We start from the raw sequence: 14,279 nt of genomic DNA, 5'->3' as shown, positions 1-14,279 counted from the left end.
AAACGCCCCCCCGCTTATTGCAGGTTGCCAAGCGAGACCGCCTTTTCGACCTGGGTGGTCGGCCGTTCGGTCGCCCGGCCCGAGAGCAGGAACAGCCCGCCGACGACGATGACGAGGAGGACGATGAGCGAAACGACCATACGGGACATGAAACGCAAAACCTTATAATGGACCCGTGAAAGCCCGGCCGGTGTTGCCGGGCGCGCGCCCGCTGTATAGCGCAGAGCGCAATGTTGCAAAGCCACAACCCTGTAGATGCAAGCTGGAACGGGTCGCCCATCGTGCTCGTCGGTCTGATGGGCGTGGGCAAGTCGACCGTGGGTCGCCGTCTGGCGAATCGGTTACGCGTGCCCTTCGTCGATGCCGACACCGCGATCGAGCAAGCCGCCGGCATGAGCATCCCCGAAATCTTCGAACATTATGGCGAACCCTATTTCCGCGACGGCGAGCGCCGTGTGATCGCCCGGCTGGTCGATGGCCGCCCCAAGGTGATCGCGACCGGCGGCGGCGCGTTCATCAATGACGAGACGCGTGCCCTGATCCTGGAACAGGCCACCGCCATCTGGCTGAACGCCAGTCCCGAGGTGCTGGCCGAGCGGGTCAAGCGGCGCGACACCCGGCCCCTGCTGCGCGGCAAGGACCCGCTCAAGGTGCTGCGTGAGCTGTCGGCGGTGCGCAATCCGATCTACGCGCTCGCGCCCATCCATGTCTCCAGCAAGCGGGGGCCGCACGAGGCCACCGTCAACGCCATCCTGAAAGCCATCGGACGATGAAGACCGTCACCGTGTCGCTCGGCGACCGCAGCTATCCCATCCATATCGAAGCCGGGCTGCTGCCCCGCGCCGCCGAGTATCTTGCGCCCCTGTCGCGCGGGCGTCGCATGGCGATCGTGACCGACGAGAATGTCCGGCCGCATCTGGCGGTACTCCAGGCATCGCTGGAGGCAGCGGGCGTCGCGAGCGAGGCGATCATCCTGCCACCCGGCGAGAAGACCAAGAGCTGGGCGATGCTAAGCCAAGTCTGCGACCGGCTGCTCGAACTCGGTGTCGAGCGGGCGGATCATGTCATTGCGCTGGGCGGCGGTGTGATCGGCGATCTGGTCGGTTTCGCCTGCTCGATCATCAAGCGCGGCTGCCGCTTCGTGCAGATCCCGACGACCTTGCTGTCGCAGGTCGACTCGTCGGTCGGTGGCAAGACCGCGATCAACACGTCGGCGGGCAAGAACCTGATCGGGGCCTTCCACCAGCCTGCCATGGTGCTGATCGATCCGGACGTGCTCGATACCCTTCCCGCGCGCCAAGTGCGTGCCGGTTATGCCGAGGTCGTCAAATATGGCCTGATCGACGACTTCGCCTTTTTCGAATGGTGCGAGGCGAATGCCCCTGCCCTGCTGGCGGGCGACGCCGATGCGCGCGTTTATGCCATCGCTCATTCGGTCGCCGCCAAGGCGCGGATCGTGGCGGCAGACGAGCATGAGACGAACGGCATCCGCGCGCTCCTGAACCTCGGCCATACCTTCGGCCATGCGCTGGAGGCGGAGGCCGGTTTCTCCGACCGACTGCTCCACGGCGAGGGCGTCGCGGCGGGCTGTGCGCTCGCCTTCCGCTATTCGGTGCGGAAGGGTCTTTGCGAGCGGCAGGACGCCGAGCGGGTCGCGGCGCATCTCCGCGCGATCGGCCTGCCCGACGGCCTGGCGGCCGCCGGGATCGATGCGGCTTCCGCGACGTTGGTCGAGCATATGAAGCACGACAAGAAAATGGCCGCAGGCACCCTGCCCTTCCTGCTCGCACGCGGGATCGGGCAGACCTATCTCGACAAGACGGTCGACCTGGCCGACATCGCGGCCTTCCTCGATACCGAGGCGCGCTGATGCCCAACGGCGTCCGTAAGGAAAACCTGCCGAGCAAGACCTGCCCGGCATGCGGACGCCCCTTCACCTGGCGCAAGAAATGGGCGCGGGACTGGGACCAGGTGGTCTATTGCTCGGATGCGTGCCGGAAGAAGCGTTAACGGTTTTCCTTGGCTCAGGCTGAACGGAGGATGGGACATGGCTCCAACCTCCGTTCACGCTGAGCAAAGTCGAAGCGCACGCCCCGCCCTATCCCCGCATCTTCTTCGCCGCCGCCAAGGCCCTCTCACGCCCCTCGCGATGCCCGATGATCTTGGCCGGATAGTTCTTCGGCCGACACCCGGCCTCTTCGGGGTCATGAATGGCGGCGTCGGACACATGCTTCAATTCCGGCACCCATTGTCGGATATAGTCGCCCGCATCGAACTTCTCCGACTGGTTGAGCGGGGCCATGATCCGGCCGAACATGTTCGAGTCGATGCCCGTCCCCGCGACCCATTGCCAGTTGACCGCATTGTTTCCGTAATCGGCGTCGACCAGACAGTCCCAGAACCAGCGCTCGCCCTCGCGCCAGTCGATCAGCAGATGCTTGATGAGGAAGGAGGCGGTGATCATCCGCACGCGATTGTGCATCCATCCTGTCGTCCAGAGCTGGCGCATACCCGCATCCACGATCGGATAGCCGGTGCGACCGGTCCGCCACGCCTTCAGGTCCTTGGTGGCCTCCTTTCCACTCCGCCACGGCATCGCGTCGAACGCATCGCGGCCGTTACGATCCGCATAATCGGGCAGCGCCATGACGACCCCATCGGTAAAGTCCCGCCAGGCCAGTTCCTTGCGGAACGTCTCGGTATCCCCGCGCCGGGCGAGCGAGTGCCACACGGCACGCACCGAAACCTCGCCAAAGTGCAGGTGCGGCGACAGGCGCGAACTACCCTCCTCTGACGGCATATTGCGCGCGGTGTCATAGGCGACCGCCTTTTCGCCGAAGTCCGCCACCCGCTCACGCGCCGTCGCCTCGCCGGGAACCCAGTCCTTGTCGAAGCCGGTCGACCAGTCGGGCTTGGTCGGCAACAGCGACCAGTTGGCCAGTTTTTCGCTATTCGGCCAATGGGCAGGAGCAGCCAGCGTATCGGGACGGTCGAGGGGATGTTCGGGCGGCAAATGGCCCTGCAGTCCCTTCCAGAAGGCCGAATAGATTCGGAACGGCTTGCCGCTGCCCGTCGTGACCAGTTCCGGCCGTGCCAGATGATTGCCATCATGGAGCGTCAGGCAATCGTCCAGCGCCTCCTCGGCCTTGCGCCACCAGGGTTCGTAATGACGGATGGTGTGGACCTCGGTCGCGCCCGTCTCCTCCATCAGGGCGCGCAGGATGTCGACGGCCTTGCCCCGCCGCAGGATCAGGCGACTGCCTAGTTCCTTGAGATCCTTCGCAAGCGACGTCAGGCTGTGATGCAGCCACCAGCGCTGCGCCGCACCCATCCGCCAGTCGCCCGGGGTTTCGTCATCGAGGATATAGACCGGGATGACCGGCCCCGCGTCTGCCGCCGCGAGGAGAGCCGGTTGATCGTGAAGGCGAAGATCCTGGCGGAACCACAGGATCGTAGGGGAAGCTGTCATGCAGCCGCTACGCTTCGGCCTTCGCCGGGTTCCGATGGGACAGTCTTTCCCCCAGAGTCAGGATCGCCGTGACGTGCCGCTCGGCGATCGCCATGACATCGTCGCCATAGCCGCCGCCGACCGTGCTGGCGAGGGGAAGCCCGCGCGCCAATGCCAGATCGGCGATCAGCTTTTCGCGGGCGACCAGTCCGTCCCGCGTGACGGACAGACGCCCCAGCCGATCCTCGACGAACGGATCGACCCCGGCCTGATACAGGATGATGTCGGGCCGGTGCTCGTCGAGGAACGGCGTCAGGGTTGCGGCCAGTTCGGCGAGATAGCCATCGTCATCCACGCCATCGGGCAAACCCACGTCCAGCGTCGAGCGGGCCTTGCGTGCCGGAAAATTCTTCTCGGCATGGATCGAATAGGTTACGATGTCCGGCCGCCCGGCGGTCAGCGCGGCGGTGCCGTCACCCTGATGCACGTCGCAATCGACGATCGCCACCCGGCCCACGACACCCTGTTCGACCAGCCGCACCGCCGCCACCGCCAGATCGTTGAACACGCAATATCCCGCCCCCGTATTGGCCAGCGCGTGATGGCTGCCCCCGGCGGTATTGGCCGCGAAGCCATGGTCCAGCGCCAGCAGCGCGGCGGCCCACGTCCCGCCCGGCACTGCCCGCGCGCGATGGGCGACCTGCTCGGTGATCGGAAAACCGATCCGCCGGGTCTTGTCGGGCGGCACGCGAGCCTCCAGCACCTCGGCGACATAATCGGGGTCGTGTACCGCCTCCAGCCAGACGGGCGGGATCAGGTCCGGCTCGGTCCAGACCACCGCATCGCCTTTGGCCCGCAGCAGATCGCGGATTGCCCCGTTCTTGCCCCAGCGATAGGTGGAACGCGCCGGTGCCTCGGTGACATAGGCGGGGTGATGGACGACATGGATCATCGCCCCTAGGTAGGAAGCCATGACCCGCGATAGGAGGGCCACGGCCCCGCTACCCGAACTACGCCCCGACGTAGCGCGCTTCCTCGGCTATTATAACCGTCTGCCCGGCCCGCCCCAGCAGGAACTGGGTCCCGAGGCCGCCCGCCAGATGATGCGCGCCGCCCGCGACCTGACCGATCCGCCGGTCGGGCCGCTCGGGCTTGACGAGGCGTTCACGGTCGACGGCCTGGCTGGGCCGATCCCCGTGCGGCGCTTCGACCCACGCGAATGGCGCGAGCCGGGTCCGGTGGTGCTGTTCTTCCATGGCGGCGGCTTCGTGATCGGCGACATCGACACCCATGCCCCGCTCGCCGCCGAGATGGCGCGCGCGCTCGACCTGCCCGTCCTATCGGTCGGCTATCGCCTCGCGCCCGAGCATCCCTGGCCCGCCGCGCCCGATGATTGCGAGGCGGCGGCGCGCTGGCTGGCCCGACAGCCGGGCACGACCGGGCTGATCGTGGCGGGCGACAGCGCGGGCGGCACGCTCGCCACCGTCACTGCCATGGCCTTGCGCGATCGGCCCGAAGATGTGCCCGTGATCGCCCAAGGGTTGCTCTATCCGGCCACGGACATGGCGCGCGCGCACCCCTCGCTCCGCGACTTTGCCGAGGGGCATTTCCTGACCCGTGCGATGCTGGACTGGTTCGTCGCCTGCTACGCCGCCGATCTGGGCGATGTCCGCGCGGCCCCGATGCGGGGTGAACTGGTCGATATGCCGCCCGCCGTCATCATGACCGCCCAGTGTGACCCGATCCGCGACCAGGGCCGCGCCTATGCCGCCGCGCTGGCCAAGGCGGGCGTGCCCGTGACCTTTCGTGAGGCACGCGGCACGATCCATGGCTTTGCGACACTGCGCAAGGCGATCCCGTCCGGCATGGGCGACCTCACCGCTTTCCTGCTTGCGTTGAAGGCCGTGATCGTCGAGGCGGAACCCATCCGCCCGATGGGACAATGATGATGACCGACCTTCCCTATCGCCCCTGCGCGGGCGTCATCCTGATGAACCGCGACGGCCGCGTCTTTGTCGGCCAGCGGATCGATTCGACGCTGGAGGCATGGCAGCTTCCGCAAGGCGGCATCGATCCTGGCGAGGAGGCCGATGCCGCGGGACTTCGCGAGTTGTTCGAGGAAACCGGCGTCACCGCCGACAAGGTCGAACTGATCGCGCGCGCGCCCCATGAACTCACCTATGACCTGCCCGAGGACATGATCGGCAAGGTGTGGAAGGGCAAGTGGCGGGGCCAGCGGCAGATCTGGTTCCTCTACCGTTTCCTGGGGGAGGACAGCGACATCCGCATCGACACCGAGCATCCCGAATTCCGCGCCTGGCGCTGGGCCGAGCCGGAGACGCTGCCCGCCATGATCGTACCGTTCAAGAAGGCGCTGTACGAGGAACTGCTGGTCGTCTTCGCGAAGCACTTCACCGCAACCGGTGGGAGTGCGGCGGTTTCGGTCGACGGGACGAGGGGCTAAGGCACCGGACCATGAAGACGCGGCTGTTCCTGATCCCGATGGCGCTCGGCCTGCTCGCCAATGCCGATCCCAAGGACCCGGACCCGGCGCTGATCCCGCCCCAGATCCGTTCGATGCTGGAGGCCGCGATCGCCAGCGGCAACGAGAACGACATCACCACCGTCGTTCGCTACGCCCGCAACGCCGTGCCCGAGGCCGCCGACGCCATCGATGCGATGGCCGATGTCTGGCGCGACGAGAAGACCGCGAGCCGCAGCCGCACCCTACGCGAGGCGACCTTTTTCGACCTGTGGCATGGCCGGGTGGAACTCGGCGGCTTTGCAACGACGGGCAACAGCCAGAATATCGGCCTGACGGGCATCGTCGACCTGACCCGCGAGGGGCTGCAATGGCGGCACAAGGTCCATCTCCAGGGCGATTATCAGGAGAGCGCGAGCATCGTCAGCCGCGAACATTATGTGGCCTCCTACGAGCCCAACTACAAACTCAACGCCAACAATTACGTCTATGGCGCGGCGCAATATGAAAGCGACCGGTTCCTCGGCTATTTCAACCGTTTCTCCGCATCGGGCGGTGCGGGCTACAGCGCGATCCGCAAGCCGCGCATGACATTGGACGTCGAACTCGGCCCCGCCTTCCGGCACACCGAGTTCACCGACGGCCGGATCGAAAGCGCACTCGCCGCGCGCGGCAATCTGAATTTCGTGTGGAAGCTGACCCCGTCCATGACGTTCAATCAGAACGCCTCGGCCTATGTGCAGAAGTTCAACAGCACGGTCAGCACCAACTCGGCGCTGAACGCCAAGCTGTTCGGTCCGCTGTCGGCGGCGCTGTCCTATAACGTGCAATATGAAAGCGAGCCGCCACAGGGCCGCCGGACGACCGATACGATCACGCGCGCCTCGGTGGTGTACAGCTTCTGATTTCGGCGGGGGTTCACCTTTGCCGGGTCCATGGCCTAGGTTGGGGTCATGGAGAGACTGAACACCATCGAGCGAGACGCCATAGCGTCCGCTGCCGCCTATCCCATGCTGCCGCTGGTCGAGGCGTGGGCCGCGATCAACAGCGGGACGCGCAACATCGCCGGGCTGGCAACCATGGCCGACCGGTTGGCCGAGCATTTCGGCACCCTGCCGGGCGAGTTGACCCTGGTCGAACCCGAACCGGTCGAACGGATTGGCGGCGACGGCCGGTCCGCGCCGCTGGCGCATGGCCGCCACCTGCTGCTGTCCGTCCGCCCCGACGCCGCCCGCCGGATGCTGTTCACCGGCCATATGGACACCGTCTATCCGGTCGATCATCCGTTCCAGGCTGTGACGCGGATCGACGAGAACCGGCTCGGTGGGCCGGGGGTGGCCGATATGAAGGGCGGGCTGGCCGTGCTGCTCGCCGCGCTGAAGGCGGTGGAGGCAAGCCCGCTGGCCGAGCGATGGGGCTATGACGTTCTCATCAATTCGGACGAGGAGACCGGATCGTCCTCCTCGGCCGCGCTGATCGCGCAATGTGCGGGGGGCAAGGTCGCCGCGCTGACCTACGAACCCGCCTTGCCCGACGGCACCTTGGCAGGGGCGCGGGGCGGAACCGGCAATTTCACCATCGTCGTGCGCGGACGTAGCGCCCATGCGGGCCGCAATCCCGAGGAGGGACGCAACGCCATCGTCGCGGCGGCGCGGATCACGCTGGAACTGTCGCAGCTTGCCGCCGACGACATCACCGTCAACCCGGCCCGGATCGACGGCGGCGGCCCGAACAATGTCGTGCCCGATCTGGCGATGCTGCACGTCAATTTCCGCCCCCGCGCGCTCACCGCGATCCAGCGCACCGGCTCGGCGATGAAGGCCATCGCCGAACGGATCGCCGCCGAGCACGATGTGCGCGTCAAGGTCCATGGCAGCTTCAATCGCCCGCCCAAACCCATTGATGACGGCGCAGCCGCCTTGTTCGAGACCGTTCGCGCGGCTGGCGCCGATCTGGGCCTGACCATCGGCTGGCGCGACACCGGCGGCGTGTGCGACGGCAACAACATCGCGGCGGCGGGTGTCCCCGTGGTCGACACCATGGGCGTGCGCGGCGGCGCGATCCACTCTTCGGACGAATATATGCTGATCGACAGCCTGGCCGAACGCGCGGGCTTGTCGGCGCTGACCATCCTGCGCATCATCGGTGCCGCATGAGCAGCTTTTGCATCCGCCCCGCCGTCGATAGCGACCTCCGCCACCTCTATGAGATGGCCAAGCTGACCGGCGGCGGCTTCACCAACCTGCCCCCCGATCGCCGCGCCCTGACCGCCAAGCTGGCGCGCAGCCATGACGCCTTTGCGGGCGATGGCGACGGCAAGGTCAAGGACGAGCTGTTCGTCCTGATGCTGGAGGACCGCGCGACCGGCGAGGTCCGGGGCACCTGCCAGATCTTCACCCATGTCGGGCAGAAACACCCCTTTTACAGCTATCGTATCGGTACTCTGACCCAGCACAGCCGGGAACTCGACCGCACCTTCCGCGCCGAGATGCTGTCGCTGACCACCGATCTGGAAGGCGCGAGCGAAGTCGGCGGGCTGTTCCTCCACCCCGGCGAGCGCGCCGGCGGGCTCGGCCTGCTGCTCGCCCGCAGCCGTTACCTCTTCATGCGCGCCAATCGCCCGCGCTTCGCCGACCGGGTTCTCGCCGAGTTGCGCGGCGTGATCGACGAAGCGGGTGGATCGCCCTTCTGGGACGGCCTGGCCGGACGCTTCTTCGGGATGAATTTCCAGGAGGCCGACCAGTTCAATGCGATCCACGGCCATCAGTTCATCGCTGACCTGATGCCGAAGCACCCGATCTACACGGCGATGCTGACCGAGACGGCCCGCGCCGCCATCGGCCTGCCCCATCCCTCGGGCCGTGCGGCCATGCGGATGCTGGAGAACGAGGGGTTCGCCTTCGAGCATTATATCGACATTTTCGACGGCGGCCCGACGATGACCGCGCGGACCGATCAGGTGCGGACCATTCGCGACGCGCGCGAAAGCACGGTCGTCGCGATCGATGCGCATCCGGGGCGCGAGGCGCTGGTCGCCACGGGGCGGCTCACCGACTTCCGCTGCGCACTGGCCGAGATCCGCGACGGGGATGGCGGGATCATCCTGTCCGAAGAGGCCGCCCGCACGCTCGACCTGACGGTCGGCGATACCGTCCTGCATATCGATCGGTGAGTATCATGCTGAGAGAGATCAACTTCGACGGCATCATCGGGCCGAGCCACAATTATGCGGGGCTCAGCCACGGCAACCTCGCCGCGACGCGCAATGCGGGCAAGACCTCGCACCCCAAGGCCGCCGCGCTGCAGGGGATCGCCAAGATGCGCGCGAATCTCGACCTGGGGCTGGTGCAGGGCATATTATTGCCGCATCCCCGACCCGACCATGGCTGGCTCGGGCGGCTGGCGACCGATTATGACGCCGCCTCGCCGGTCCTGAAGGCGCAGAGCCTGTCCGCCTCGGCGATGTGGGCGGCCAATGCCGCGACCGTCTCGCCCGCGCCCGACACCCGCGACGGACGCTGCCACCTGACCGTCGCCAATCTGCTGACCATGCCGCATCGCAGCCACGAATGGCCCGCGACGCTGGCGCAGTTGCGGATGATCTTCGCCGACCCGGCCTTCGTCGTCCATCCACCCGTGCCTGCGCCCTTCGGTGACGAAGGCGCGGCCAACCATATGCGCCTGTGCAGCGGTCACGACCATCCCGGCGTCGAAATCTTCGTCTTCGGCGAGAGCGGCGGCCCCTTCCCCGCCCGCCAGCACCGTCAGGCCTGCGAAGCGGTCGCCCGCGCGCACCGCCTGTCGCCCGACCGGGTACTCTTCGCGCGCCAGTCCGACGCAGCCATCGCGGCGGGGGCCTTCCATAACGATGTCGTCGCCGTTGCCAACGAACGGGTGCTGTTCGCGCACGAACAGGCCTTTGCCGACCGGGAGACGTTCTACGCCGACCTGCGCATCCTGATGCCTGATGTCGAGATCGTCGAAGTGCCCGCCGCGCGCGTCAGCCTGGAGGATGCCATCGCATCCTACCTGTTCAACGCCCAATTGGTGACACCACCGGGCGGCGAGCCGACCTTGATCCTGCCGCAGGAGGCGCGCGACAACGAACCCGTCTGGTCCTGGCTTCGGGACCATGTCGCGGGCAATGGCCCGATCCGGCGGCTGGAGGTCGTGAACGTCCGCGAATCCATGGCCAATGGCGGCGGCCCCGCCTGTCTGCGGCTGCGCGTGGTGGCCGATCCGGCGACCATCGACCCGCGCTTCCTGGTCGATCATGCCGCGCTGGACCGCATCGCCGCCGTGATCGAGGCGCATTGGCCCGACGCCATCGACCCCACCGAAATCGGCGACCCCGCGCTGATCGCCCGGATCGAGGCCGCGCGCCTCGCCCTCCTGACCGAGCTCGACTGTCTCAAATTGGCAAGCGGTTGACCCTTGGCGGCGGGGCGATCCGGTGGTGTAACGGCCCCATGTGGTCCCGCCTGGTCGCCCTGTTCACGATCAAGTCGAAGTTCGAGGCATTTCTGGTCATCTATGGCCTGGGCCTTGGCGCGGTCGAGCGCGGCATGCATTATCTGACCGCTTATCCGGGACTTCCGGGCAAAATCCTGTTCGCCGCCTGCCCCATCGCGGTGTTCATGGCGGGGGCGCGCATCCTGGACTCGCTGGAGCGGGACTATCGCGATTGACAGGATAAGTTGGTCGCGCGGTTCGCTGGCGACATTATCTGACAATCCGATGACTGGCCTTACCCACCTGCAACGCCTCGAAGCCGAGAGCATCCATATCCTTCGTGAAGTGGTCGCCGAGACCGAGCGGCCGGTGATGCTATACTCGGTCGGCAAGGATTCGGCCGTGATGCTGCATCTGGCCAAGAAGGCGTTCTTCCCGGCGCGCCCGCCCTTCCCGCTGCTCCATGTCGACACGACCTGGAAGTTCCAGGCGATGTACGAGTTGCGCAACCGCGCGGCCGAGGCGGCGGGAATGGAGCTGATCGTCCACCGCAATCCGGAGGCCGAGGCGCTGGGCATCAATCCCTTCGACCATGGCAGCCGCCATACGGACATGTGGAAGACCGAGGGGCTGAAACAGGCGCTGACCGCAGGCGGCTATGACGCCGCGTTCGGCGGCGCGCGGCGTGACGAGGAGAAGAGCCGGGCGAAGGAGCGCGTTTTCTCCTTCCGCTCGGCCGCGCATGGCTGGGACCCCAAGGCGCAGCGGCCCGAACTGTGGAACCTCTACAACAGCCGCATCCATAAGGGGGAGAGCATCCGTGTCTTCCCGCTGTCCAACTGGACCGAGTTGGATATCTGGCAATATATCCTGCAGGAGGGCATCGAGATCGTGCCGCTGTATTTCGCCGCCCCCCGGCCGACGGTGGAGCGCGACGGCATGTTGCTGATGGTCGATGACGACCGTTTCCGCCTGAAGCCCGGCGAGGTGCCGGTCGAACGCTCGATCCGTTTCCGTACGCTCGGCTGTTATCCGCTGACCGGCGCGGTCGAGAGCGAGGCGGCGACGCTATCCGAGGTCATCCAGGAAATGCTGCTGACCACCACCTCGGAGCGTCAGGGGCGCGCGATCGATCACGATCAGGCGGCCAGCATGGAGAAGAAGAAGCGCGAGGGGTATTTCTAAGATGACCGCCTATCAACCCGATGCGCTGATCGCCGCCGATATCGACGCCTATCTCGCCAGCCATGCCGCCAAATCGATGCTGCGTTTCATCACCTGCGGCTCGGTCGACGACGGCAAGTCGACGCTGATCGGGCGGCTGCTCTACGACTCGAAGACCATCTTCGAGGATCAGCTGAACCAGCTGGAGGCGGACAGCCGCCGGGTCGGCACGCAAGGTGCGAATATCGACTTCGCACTGCTGGTCGACGGCCTGGCCGCCGAGCGCGAGCAGGGCATCACCATCGACGTGGCTTACCGCTTCTTCGCGACCGAGAAGCGCAAGTTCATCGTCGCCGACACCCCCGGCCACGAGCAATACACCCGCAACATGGTGACGGGAGCCTCGACCGCTGATCTGGCGGTGATCCTGATCGACGCGCGCAAGGGCGTGCTGACCCAGACGCGGCGACACAGCTATCTGGCGCATCTGGTCGGCATCAAGGAGATCGTGCTCGCGGTCAACAAGATGGACCTTGTCGGCCATGACCAGTCGGTGTTCGACGCCATCGTCGCCGACTATGCGGCCTTCGCGAAGACCATCGGGATCGAACGGTTCACTCCCATTCCGCTGTCCGGCCTGACCGGCGCGAACGTGACCACCCCCTCGCCCGACATGCCCTGGTATGACGGCCCCGCGCTGCTGCCGCATCTGGAGACGGTGGCGATCGACGGCGACCGGGCGGTGGCGGCATCGTTCCGGATGCCGGTGCAATGGGTCAACCGGCCCGACCTCGACTTTCGGGGCTTTGCCGGCCTGATCGCCAGCGGCCGGGTGTCGGTCGGCGACCGGGTGCGGATCGCGCCGTCGGGCAAGACCACTAACATCGCGCGGATCGTCACCTATGACGGAGACCGGGAACAGGCGATTGCGGGCGAGGCAGTGACTTTGGTGCTGGCCGAGGAGGTCGACTGCTCGCGCGGCGACGTGATCGCCGCCGCCGAGGACCCGCCCGAGGTCGCCGACCAGTTCGTCGCCACCATCGTCTGGATGGCCGATGCGCCGCTGGTGCCGGGACGCAGCTATTCGTTGAAGCTGGGAACCCAGCTGGTCGGCGCGACCGTCCAGCCGCCCCGCCATGTGGTCGACGTCAACAGCCAGGAGCAGCGTCCCGCCGATACGCTGGCGCTCAATGATATCGGGCTCGCGGAAGTCTATGCCGACCGCCCGATCGTGTTCGAGCCCTATGCGAAGGGCAGTGTGCTCGGCGGCTTCATCCTGATCGACCGCGCGACCAATGCCACGGTCGCGGCGGGCATGATCGACCATGCGCTGCGTCGGGCGCAGAATGTCCATTGGCAGTCGGCGGTGGTGACGCGTGAGGCGCATGCCCGGCAAAAGGGACAGGCCCCCAAGGTGCTGTGGTTCACCGGCCTGTCGGGTTCGGGCAAGTCGACCATCGCCAACATGGTCGAACAGAAGCTGCACAGCATGGGCCGCCACAGCTTTTTGCTGGACGGCGACAATATCCGCCACGGCCTGAACCGCGACTTGGATTTCTCCGAAGCCGGGCGCGTGGAGAATATCCGCCGTGTCGGCGAGGTCGCCAAGCTGATGGCCGATGCGGGCCTGATCGTGCTGACCGCCTTCATCTCGCCGTTCAAGGCCGAGCGGGACATGGTTCGCGCGCTGCTTCCGCAAGGCGAGTTCGTGGAGATCTTCGTCGACACGCCGCTGGATGTCGCCGAGGACCGTGATGTAAAGGGTCTGTACGCCAAGGCGCGGGCTGGCGAGATTGCCGAGTTCACCGGCATCTCCAGCCCCTATGAAGCGCCCGAGCGGGCCGAAATCCGCATCGACACGACGAAGGAGACGGCGGAACAGGCCGCATCGCGGATCGTCGAGCATGTGCTGGGCATCTGGAGTTACGATCTGTGACCGACGCCGAACTGGCTCGCTCGGTCGCCATCGAGGCGGGCGAACTGCTCAAGTCCCTTCGCGCATCGAGCGGGCTGGAGGGCAAGGCGCTGGGCGCGCTGGGCGACCGGGACGCCAACACGCTGATCCTCGATCGGCTGCGCGCTGCCCGGCCCGACGACTTCATCCTGTCGGAAGAGTCGGTCGACGACCGCGCGCGCTGCGCCGCCAGCCGCGTCTGGATCGTCGACCCGCTCGACGGCACGCGCGAATATGCCAGCGGGTCGAGCGAATGGGCGGTGCATATCGGCCTCGCCATCGACGGCCGTCCGGCCCTCGGCGCGGTGTCGGTGCCCGACCGCGATCAGGTCTTTGCGACCGACGACCTGCCTCCCAAGCATCCTCCCTGCCCGGCGGGCCTTCGTGTTGTCGTCAGTCGCAGCCGCGCACCCGATATCGCGGCTTGCGTCGGCGAACGGCTGGGGGCGATCATGATCCCCATGGGTTCGGCGGGCGCCAAGGCGATGGCGGTGGTCGAGGGCCGCGCCGATGTCTATCTGCATGACGGCGGGCAATATGAATGGGACAATTGCGCCCCCGCCGCCGTCGCGCTGGCGGCCGGATTTCACGCGTCGCGCATCGACGGCAGCCCGTTGGTCTATAATTGCCAGAACCCCCTGCTGCCCGATCTGCTGATCTGTCGACATGAAGTGGCGGCGACCGTGCTGGAGGCGATCGCGCGGGGCTGAGGCGGATCGATACAGGTTGCATAAATGTGACCTTGTATCGTCTCATGGGTTGGTTCATGGGTCGACGAT

Annotated in this window: 16 protein-coding genes; 13 read left to right on the top strand and 3 right to left on the bottom strand. The window is 66.6% G+C overall.

Features of this window, described 5'->3' with window-relative positions; genetic code table 11:
* Window positions 1-14 precede the first annotated feature (14 nt).
* The gene (locus NS355_RS19375) at window positions 15-149 is read right to left on the bottom strand and encodes a hypothetical protein (RefSeq protein WP_257575576.1); all 135 of its coding nucleotides are present in this window, start codon (window positions 147-149) and stop codon (window positions 15-17) included.
* 81 nt (window positions 150-230) lie between these two features.
* Here NS355_RS19375 and NS355_RS02120 point away from each other — a divergent pair, with 81 nt between their 5' ends.
* Genes NS355_RS02120 through NS355_RS18085 form a run of 3 tightly spaced genes read left to right on the top strand, consistent with a single transcriptional unit; the run spans window position 231 to window position 2,010 of the window.
* A complete protein-coding gene (locus tag NS355_RS02120; RefSeq protein WP_056437338.1) occupies window positions 231-773 on the top strand; it encodes a shikimate kinase in 543 nt (180 codons plus the stop codon).
* On the top strand, window positions 770-1,870 hold the full coding sequence (gene aroB, locus NS355_RS02115; RefSeq protein WP_058744145.1) for a 3-dehydroquinate synthase: 1,101 nt from the start codon (window positions 770-772) through the stop codon (window positions 1,868-1,870). The genes NS355_RS02120 and aroB overlap by 4 nt, the downstream gene beginning before the upstream one ends.
* On the top strand, window positions 1,870-2,010 hold the full coding sequence (locus tag NS355_RS18085) for a DUF2256 domain-containing protein (RefSeq protein WP_084787437.1): 141 nt from the start codon (window positions 1,870-1,872) through the stop codon (window positions 2,008-2,010). The genes aroB and NS355_RS18085 overlap by 1 nt, the downstream gene beginning before the upstream one ends.
* Before the next feature lie 88 nt (window positions 2,011-2,098).
* Here the strand turns inward: NS355_RS18085 and NS355_RS02110 are convergent, their stop codons facing one another.
* Window positions 2,099-3,469 carry a cryptochrome/photolyase family protein gene (locus tag NS355_RS02110; protein ID WP_058744144.1) on the bottom strand — a complete coding sequence of 457 codons (1,371 nt, stop codon included), beginning with the start codon at window positions 3,467-3,469 and terminating at the stop codon, window positions 2,099-2,101.
* Window positions 3,470-3,476: 7 nt separating this feature from the next.
* Window positions 3,477-4,400, bottom strand: a complete 924-nt coding sequence (locus tag NS355_RS02105) for a histone deacetylase family protein (protein WP_058744143.1) — start codon at window positions 4,398-4,400, stop codon at window positions 3,477-3,479.
* 19 nt (window positions 4,401-4,419) lie between these two features.
* On the opposite strand from NS355_RS02105, the gene NS355_RS02100 reads away from it, so the two are divergent.
* From NS355_RS02100 to NS355_RS02055, 10 genes are read left to right on the top strand one after another with little or no spacing between them, the layout of a single operon-like run.
* Window positions 4,420-5,394, top strand: coding sequence for an alpha/beta hydrolase (locus tag NS355_RS02100; RefSeq protein ID WP_058744142.1), 975 nt, complete (start codon window positions 4,420-4,422; stop codon window positions 5,392-5,394).
* 2 nt (window positions 5,395-5,396) lie between these two features.
* Complete coding sequence (locus tag NS355_RS02095) at window positions 5,397-5,912, top strand: RNA pyrophosphohydrolase (protein WP_058744287.1); 516 nt, start codon at window positions 5,397-5,399, stop codon at window positions 5,910-5,912.
* An 11-nt stretch (window positions 5,913-5,923) separates the two neighbouring features.
* Window positions 5,924-6,835, top strand: coding sequence for a DUF481 domain-containing protein (locus NS355_RS02090; RefSeq protein WP_058744141.1), 912 nt, complete (start codon window positions 5,924-5,926; stop codon window positions 6,833-6,835).
* A gap of 48 nt (window positions 6,836-6,883) precedes the next feature.
* A complete protein-coding gene (locus tag NS355_RS02085) occupies window positions 6,884-8,086 on the top strand; it encodes a hydrolase (RefSeq protein WP_058744140.1) in 1,203 nt (400 codons plus the stop codon).
* Window positions 8,083-9,102 carry an arginine N-succinyltransferase gene (locus tag NS355_RS02080; RefSeq protein WP_058744139.1) on the top strand — a complete coding sequence of 340 codons (1,020 nt, stop codon included), beginning with the start codon at window positions 8,083-8,085 and terminating at the stop codon, window positions 9,100-9,102. Before NS355_RS02085 ends, NS355_RS02080 begins: the two co-directional genes overlap by 4 nt.
* Before the next feature lie 5 nt (window positions 9,103-9,107).
* Window positions 9,108-10,361, top strand: coding sequence for an N-succinylarginine dihydrolase (locus NS355_RS02075; RefSeq protein WP_058744138.1), 1,254 nt, complete (start codon window positions 9,108-9,110; stop codon window positions 10,359-10,361).
* A 38-nt stretch (window positions 10,362-10,399) separates the two neighbouring features.
* On the top strand, window positions 10,400-10,618 hold the full coding sequence (locus tag NS355_RS02070) for a hypothetical protein (RefSeq protein ID WP_042482538.1): 219 nt from the start codon (window positions 10,400-10,402) through the stop codon (window positions 10,616-10,618).
* A gap of 49 nt (window positions 10,619-10,667) precedes the next feature.
* The gene (gene cysD, locus NS355_RS02065) at window positions 10,668-11,567 is read left to right on the top strand and encodes a sulfate adenylyltransferase subunit CysD (RefSeq protein ID WP_058744137.1); all 900 of its coding nucleotides are present in this window, start codon (window positions 10,668-10,670) and stop codon (window positions 11,565-11,567) included.
* 1 nt (window position 11,568) lies between these two features.
* A complete protein-coding gene (gene cysN / locus NS355_RS02060) occupies window positions 11,569-13,482 on the top strand; it encodes a sulfate adenylyltransferase subunit CysN (RefSeq protein ID WP_058744136.1) in 1,914 nt (637 codons plus the stop codon).
* Window positions 13,479-14,210 (top strand): 3'(2'),5'-bisphosphate nucleotidase CysQ, encoded by a 732-nt coding sequence (locus NS355_RS02055; RefSeq protein WP_209445005.1) that lies wholly within the window; start codon window positions 13,479-13,481, stop codon window positions 14,208-14,210. The genes cysN and NS355_RS02055 overlap by 4 nt, the downstream gene beginning before the upstream one ends.
* Window positions 14,211-14,279: the final 69 nt, after the last annotated feature.

Source organism: Sphingomonas yabuuchiae (assembly GCF_001477495.1).
GTDB lineage: Bacteria > Pseudomonadota > Alphaproteobacteria > Sphingomonadales > Sphingomonadaceae > Sphingomonas > Sphingomonas yabuuchiae_A.
This window is presented reverse-complemented; position numbering and strand designations above follow the sequence as displayed.

What these genes read in the sequence shown, in the direction of transcription:
- NS355_RS19375 (WP_257575576.1), bottom strand. Translation starts at nt 149, where the DNA reads ATGTCCCGTATGGTCGTTTCGCTCATCGTCCTCCTCGTCATCGTCGTC.
- NS355_RS02120 (WP_056437338.1), top strand. Translation starts at nt 231, where the DNA reads ATGTTGCAAAGCCACAACCCTGTAGATGCAAGCTGGAACGGGTCGCCC.
- aroB (WP_058744145.1), top strand. Translation starts at nt 770, where the DNA reads ATGAAGACCGTCACCGTGTCGCTCGGCGACCGCAGCTATCCCATCCAT.
- NS355_RS18085 (WP_084787437.1), top strand. Translation starts at nt 1,870, where the DNA reads ATGCCCAACGGCGTCCGTAAGGAAAACCTGCCGAGCAAGACCTGCCCG.
- NS355_RS02110 (WP_058744144.1), bottom strand. Translation starts at nt 3,469, where the DNA reads ATGACAGCTTCCCCTACGATCCTGTGGTTCCGCCAGGATCTTCGCCTT.
- NS355_RS02105 (WP_058744143.1), bottom strand. Translation starts at nt 4,400, where the DNA reads ATGATCCATGTCGTCCATCACCCCGCCTATGTCACCGAGGCACCGGCG.
- NS355_RS02100 (WP_058744142.1), top strand. Translation starts at nt 4,420, where the DNA reads ATGACCCGCGATAGGAGGGCCACGGCCCCGCTACCCGAACTACGCCCC.
- NS355_RS02095 (WP_058744287.1), top strand. Translation starts at nt 5,397, where the DNA reads ATGACCGACCTTCCCTATCGCCCCTGCGCGGGCGTCATCCTGATGAAC.
- NS355_RS02090 (WP_058744141.1), top strand. Translation starts at nt 5,924, where the DNA reads ATGAAGACGCGGCTGTTCCTGATCCCGATGGCGCTCGGCCTGCTCGCC.
- NS355_RS02085 (WP_058744140.1), top strand. Translation starts at nt 6,884, where the DNA reads ATGGAGAGACTGAACACCATCGAGCGAGACGCCATAGCGTCCGCTGCC.
- NS355_RS02080 (WP_058744139.1), top strand. Translation starts at nt 8,083, where the DNA reads ATGAGCAGCTTTTGCATCCGCCCCGCCGTCGATAGCGACCTCCGCCAC.
- NS355_RS02075 (WP_058744138.1), top strand. Translation starts at nt 9,108, where the DNA reads ATGCTGAGAGAGATCAACTTCGACGGCATCATCGGGCCGAGCCACAAT.
- NS355_RS02070 (WP_042482538.1), top strand. Translation starts at nt 10,400, where the DNA reads ATGTGGTCCCGCCTGGTCGCCCTGTTCACGATCAAGTCGAAGTTCGAG.
- cysD (WP_058744137.1), top strand. Translation starts at nt 10,668, where the DNA reads ATGACTGGCCTTACCCACCTGCAACGCCTCGAAGCCGAGAGCATCCAT.
- cysN (WP_058744136.1), top strand. Translation starts at nt 11,569, where the DNA reads ATGACCGCCTATCAACCCGATGCGCTGATCGCCGCCGATATCGACGCC.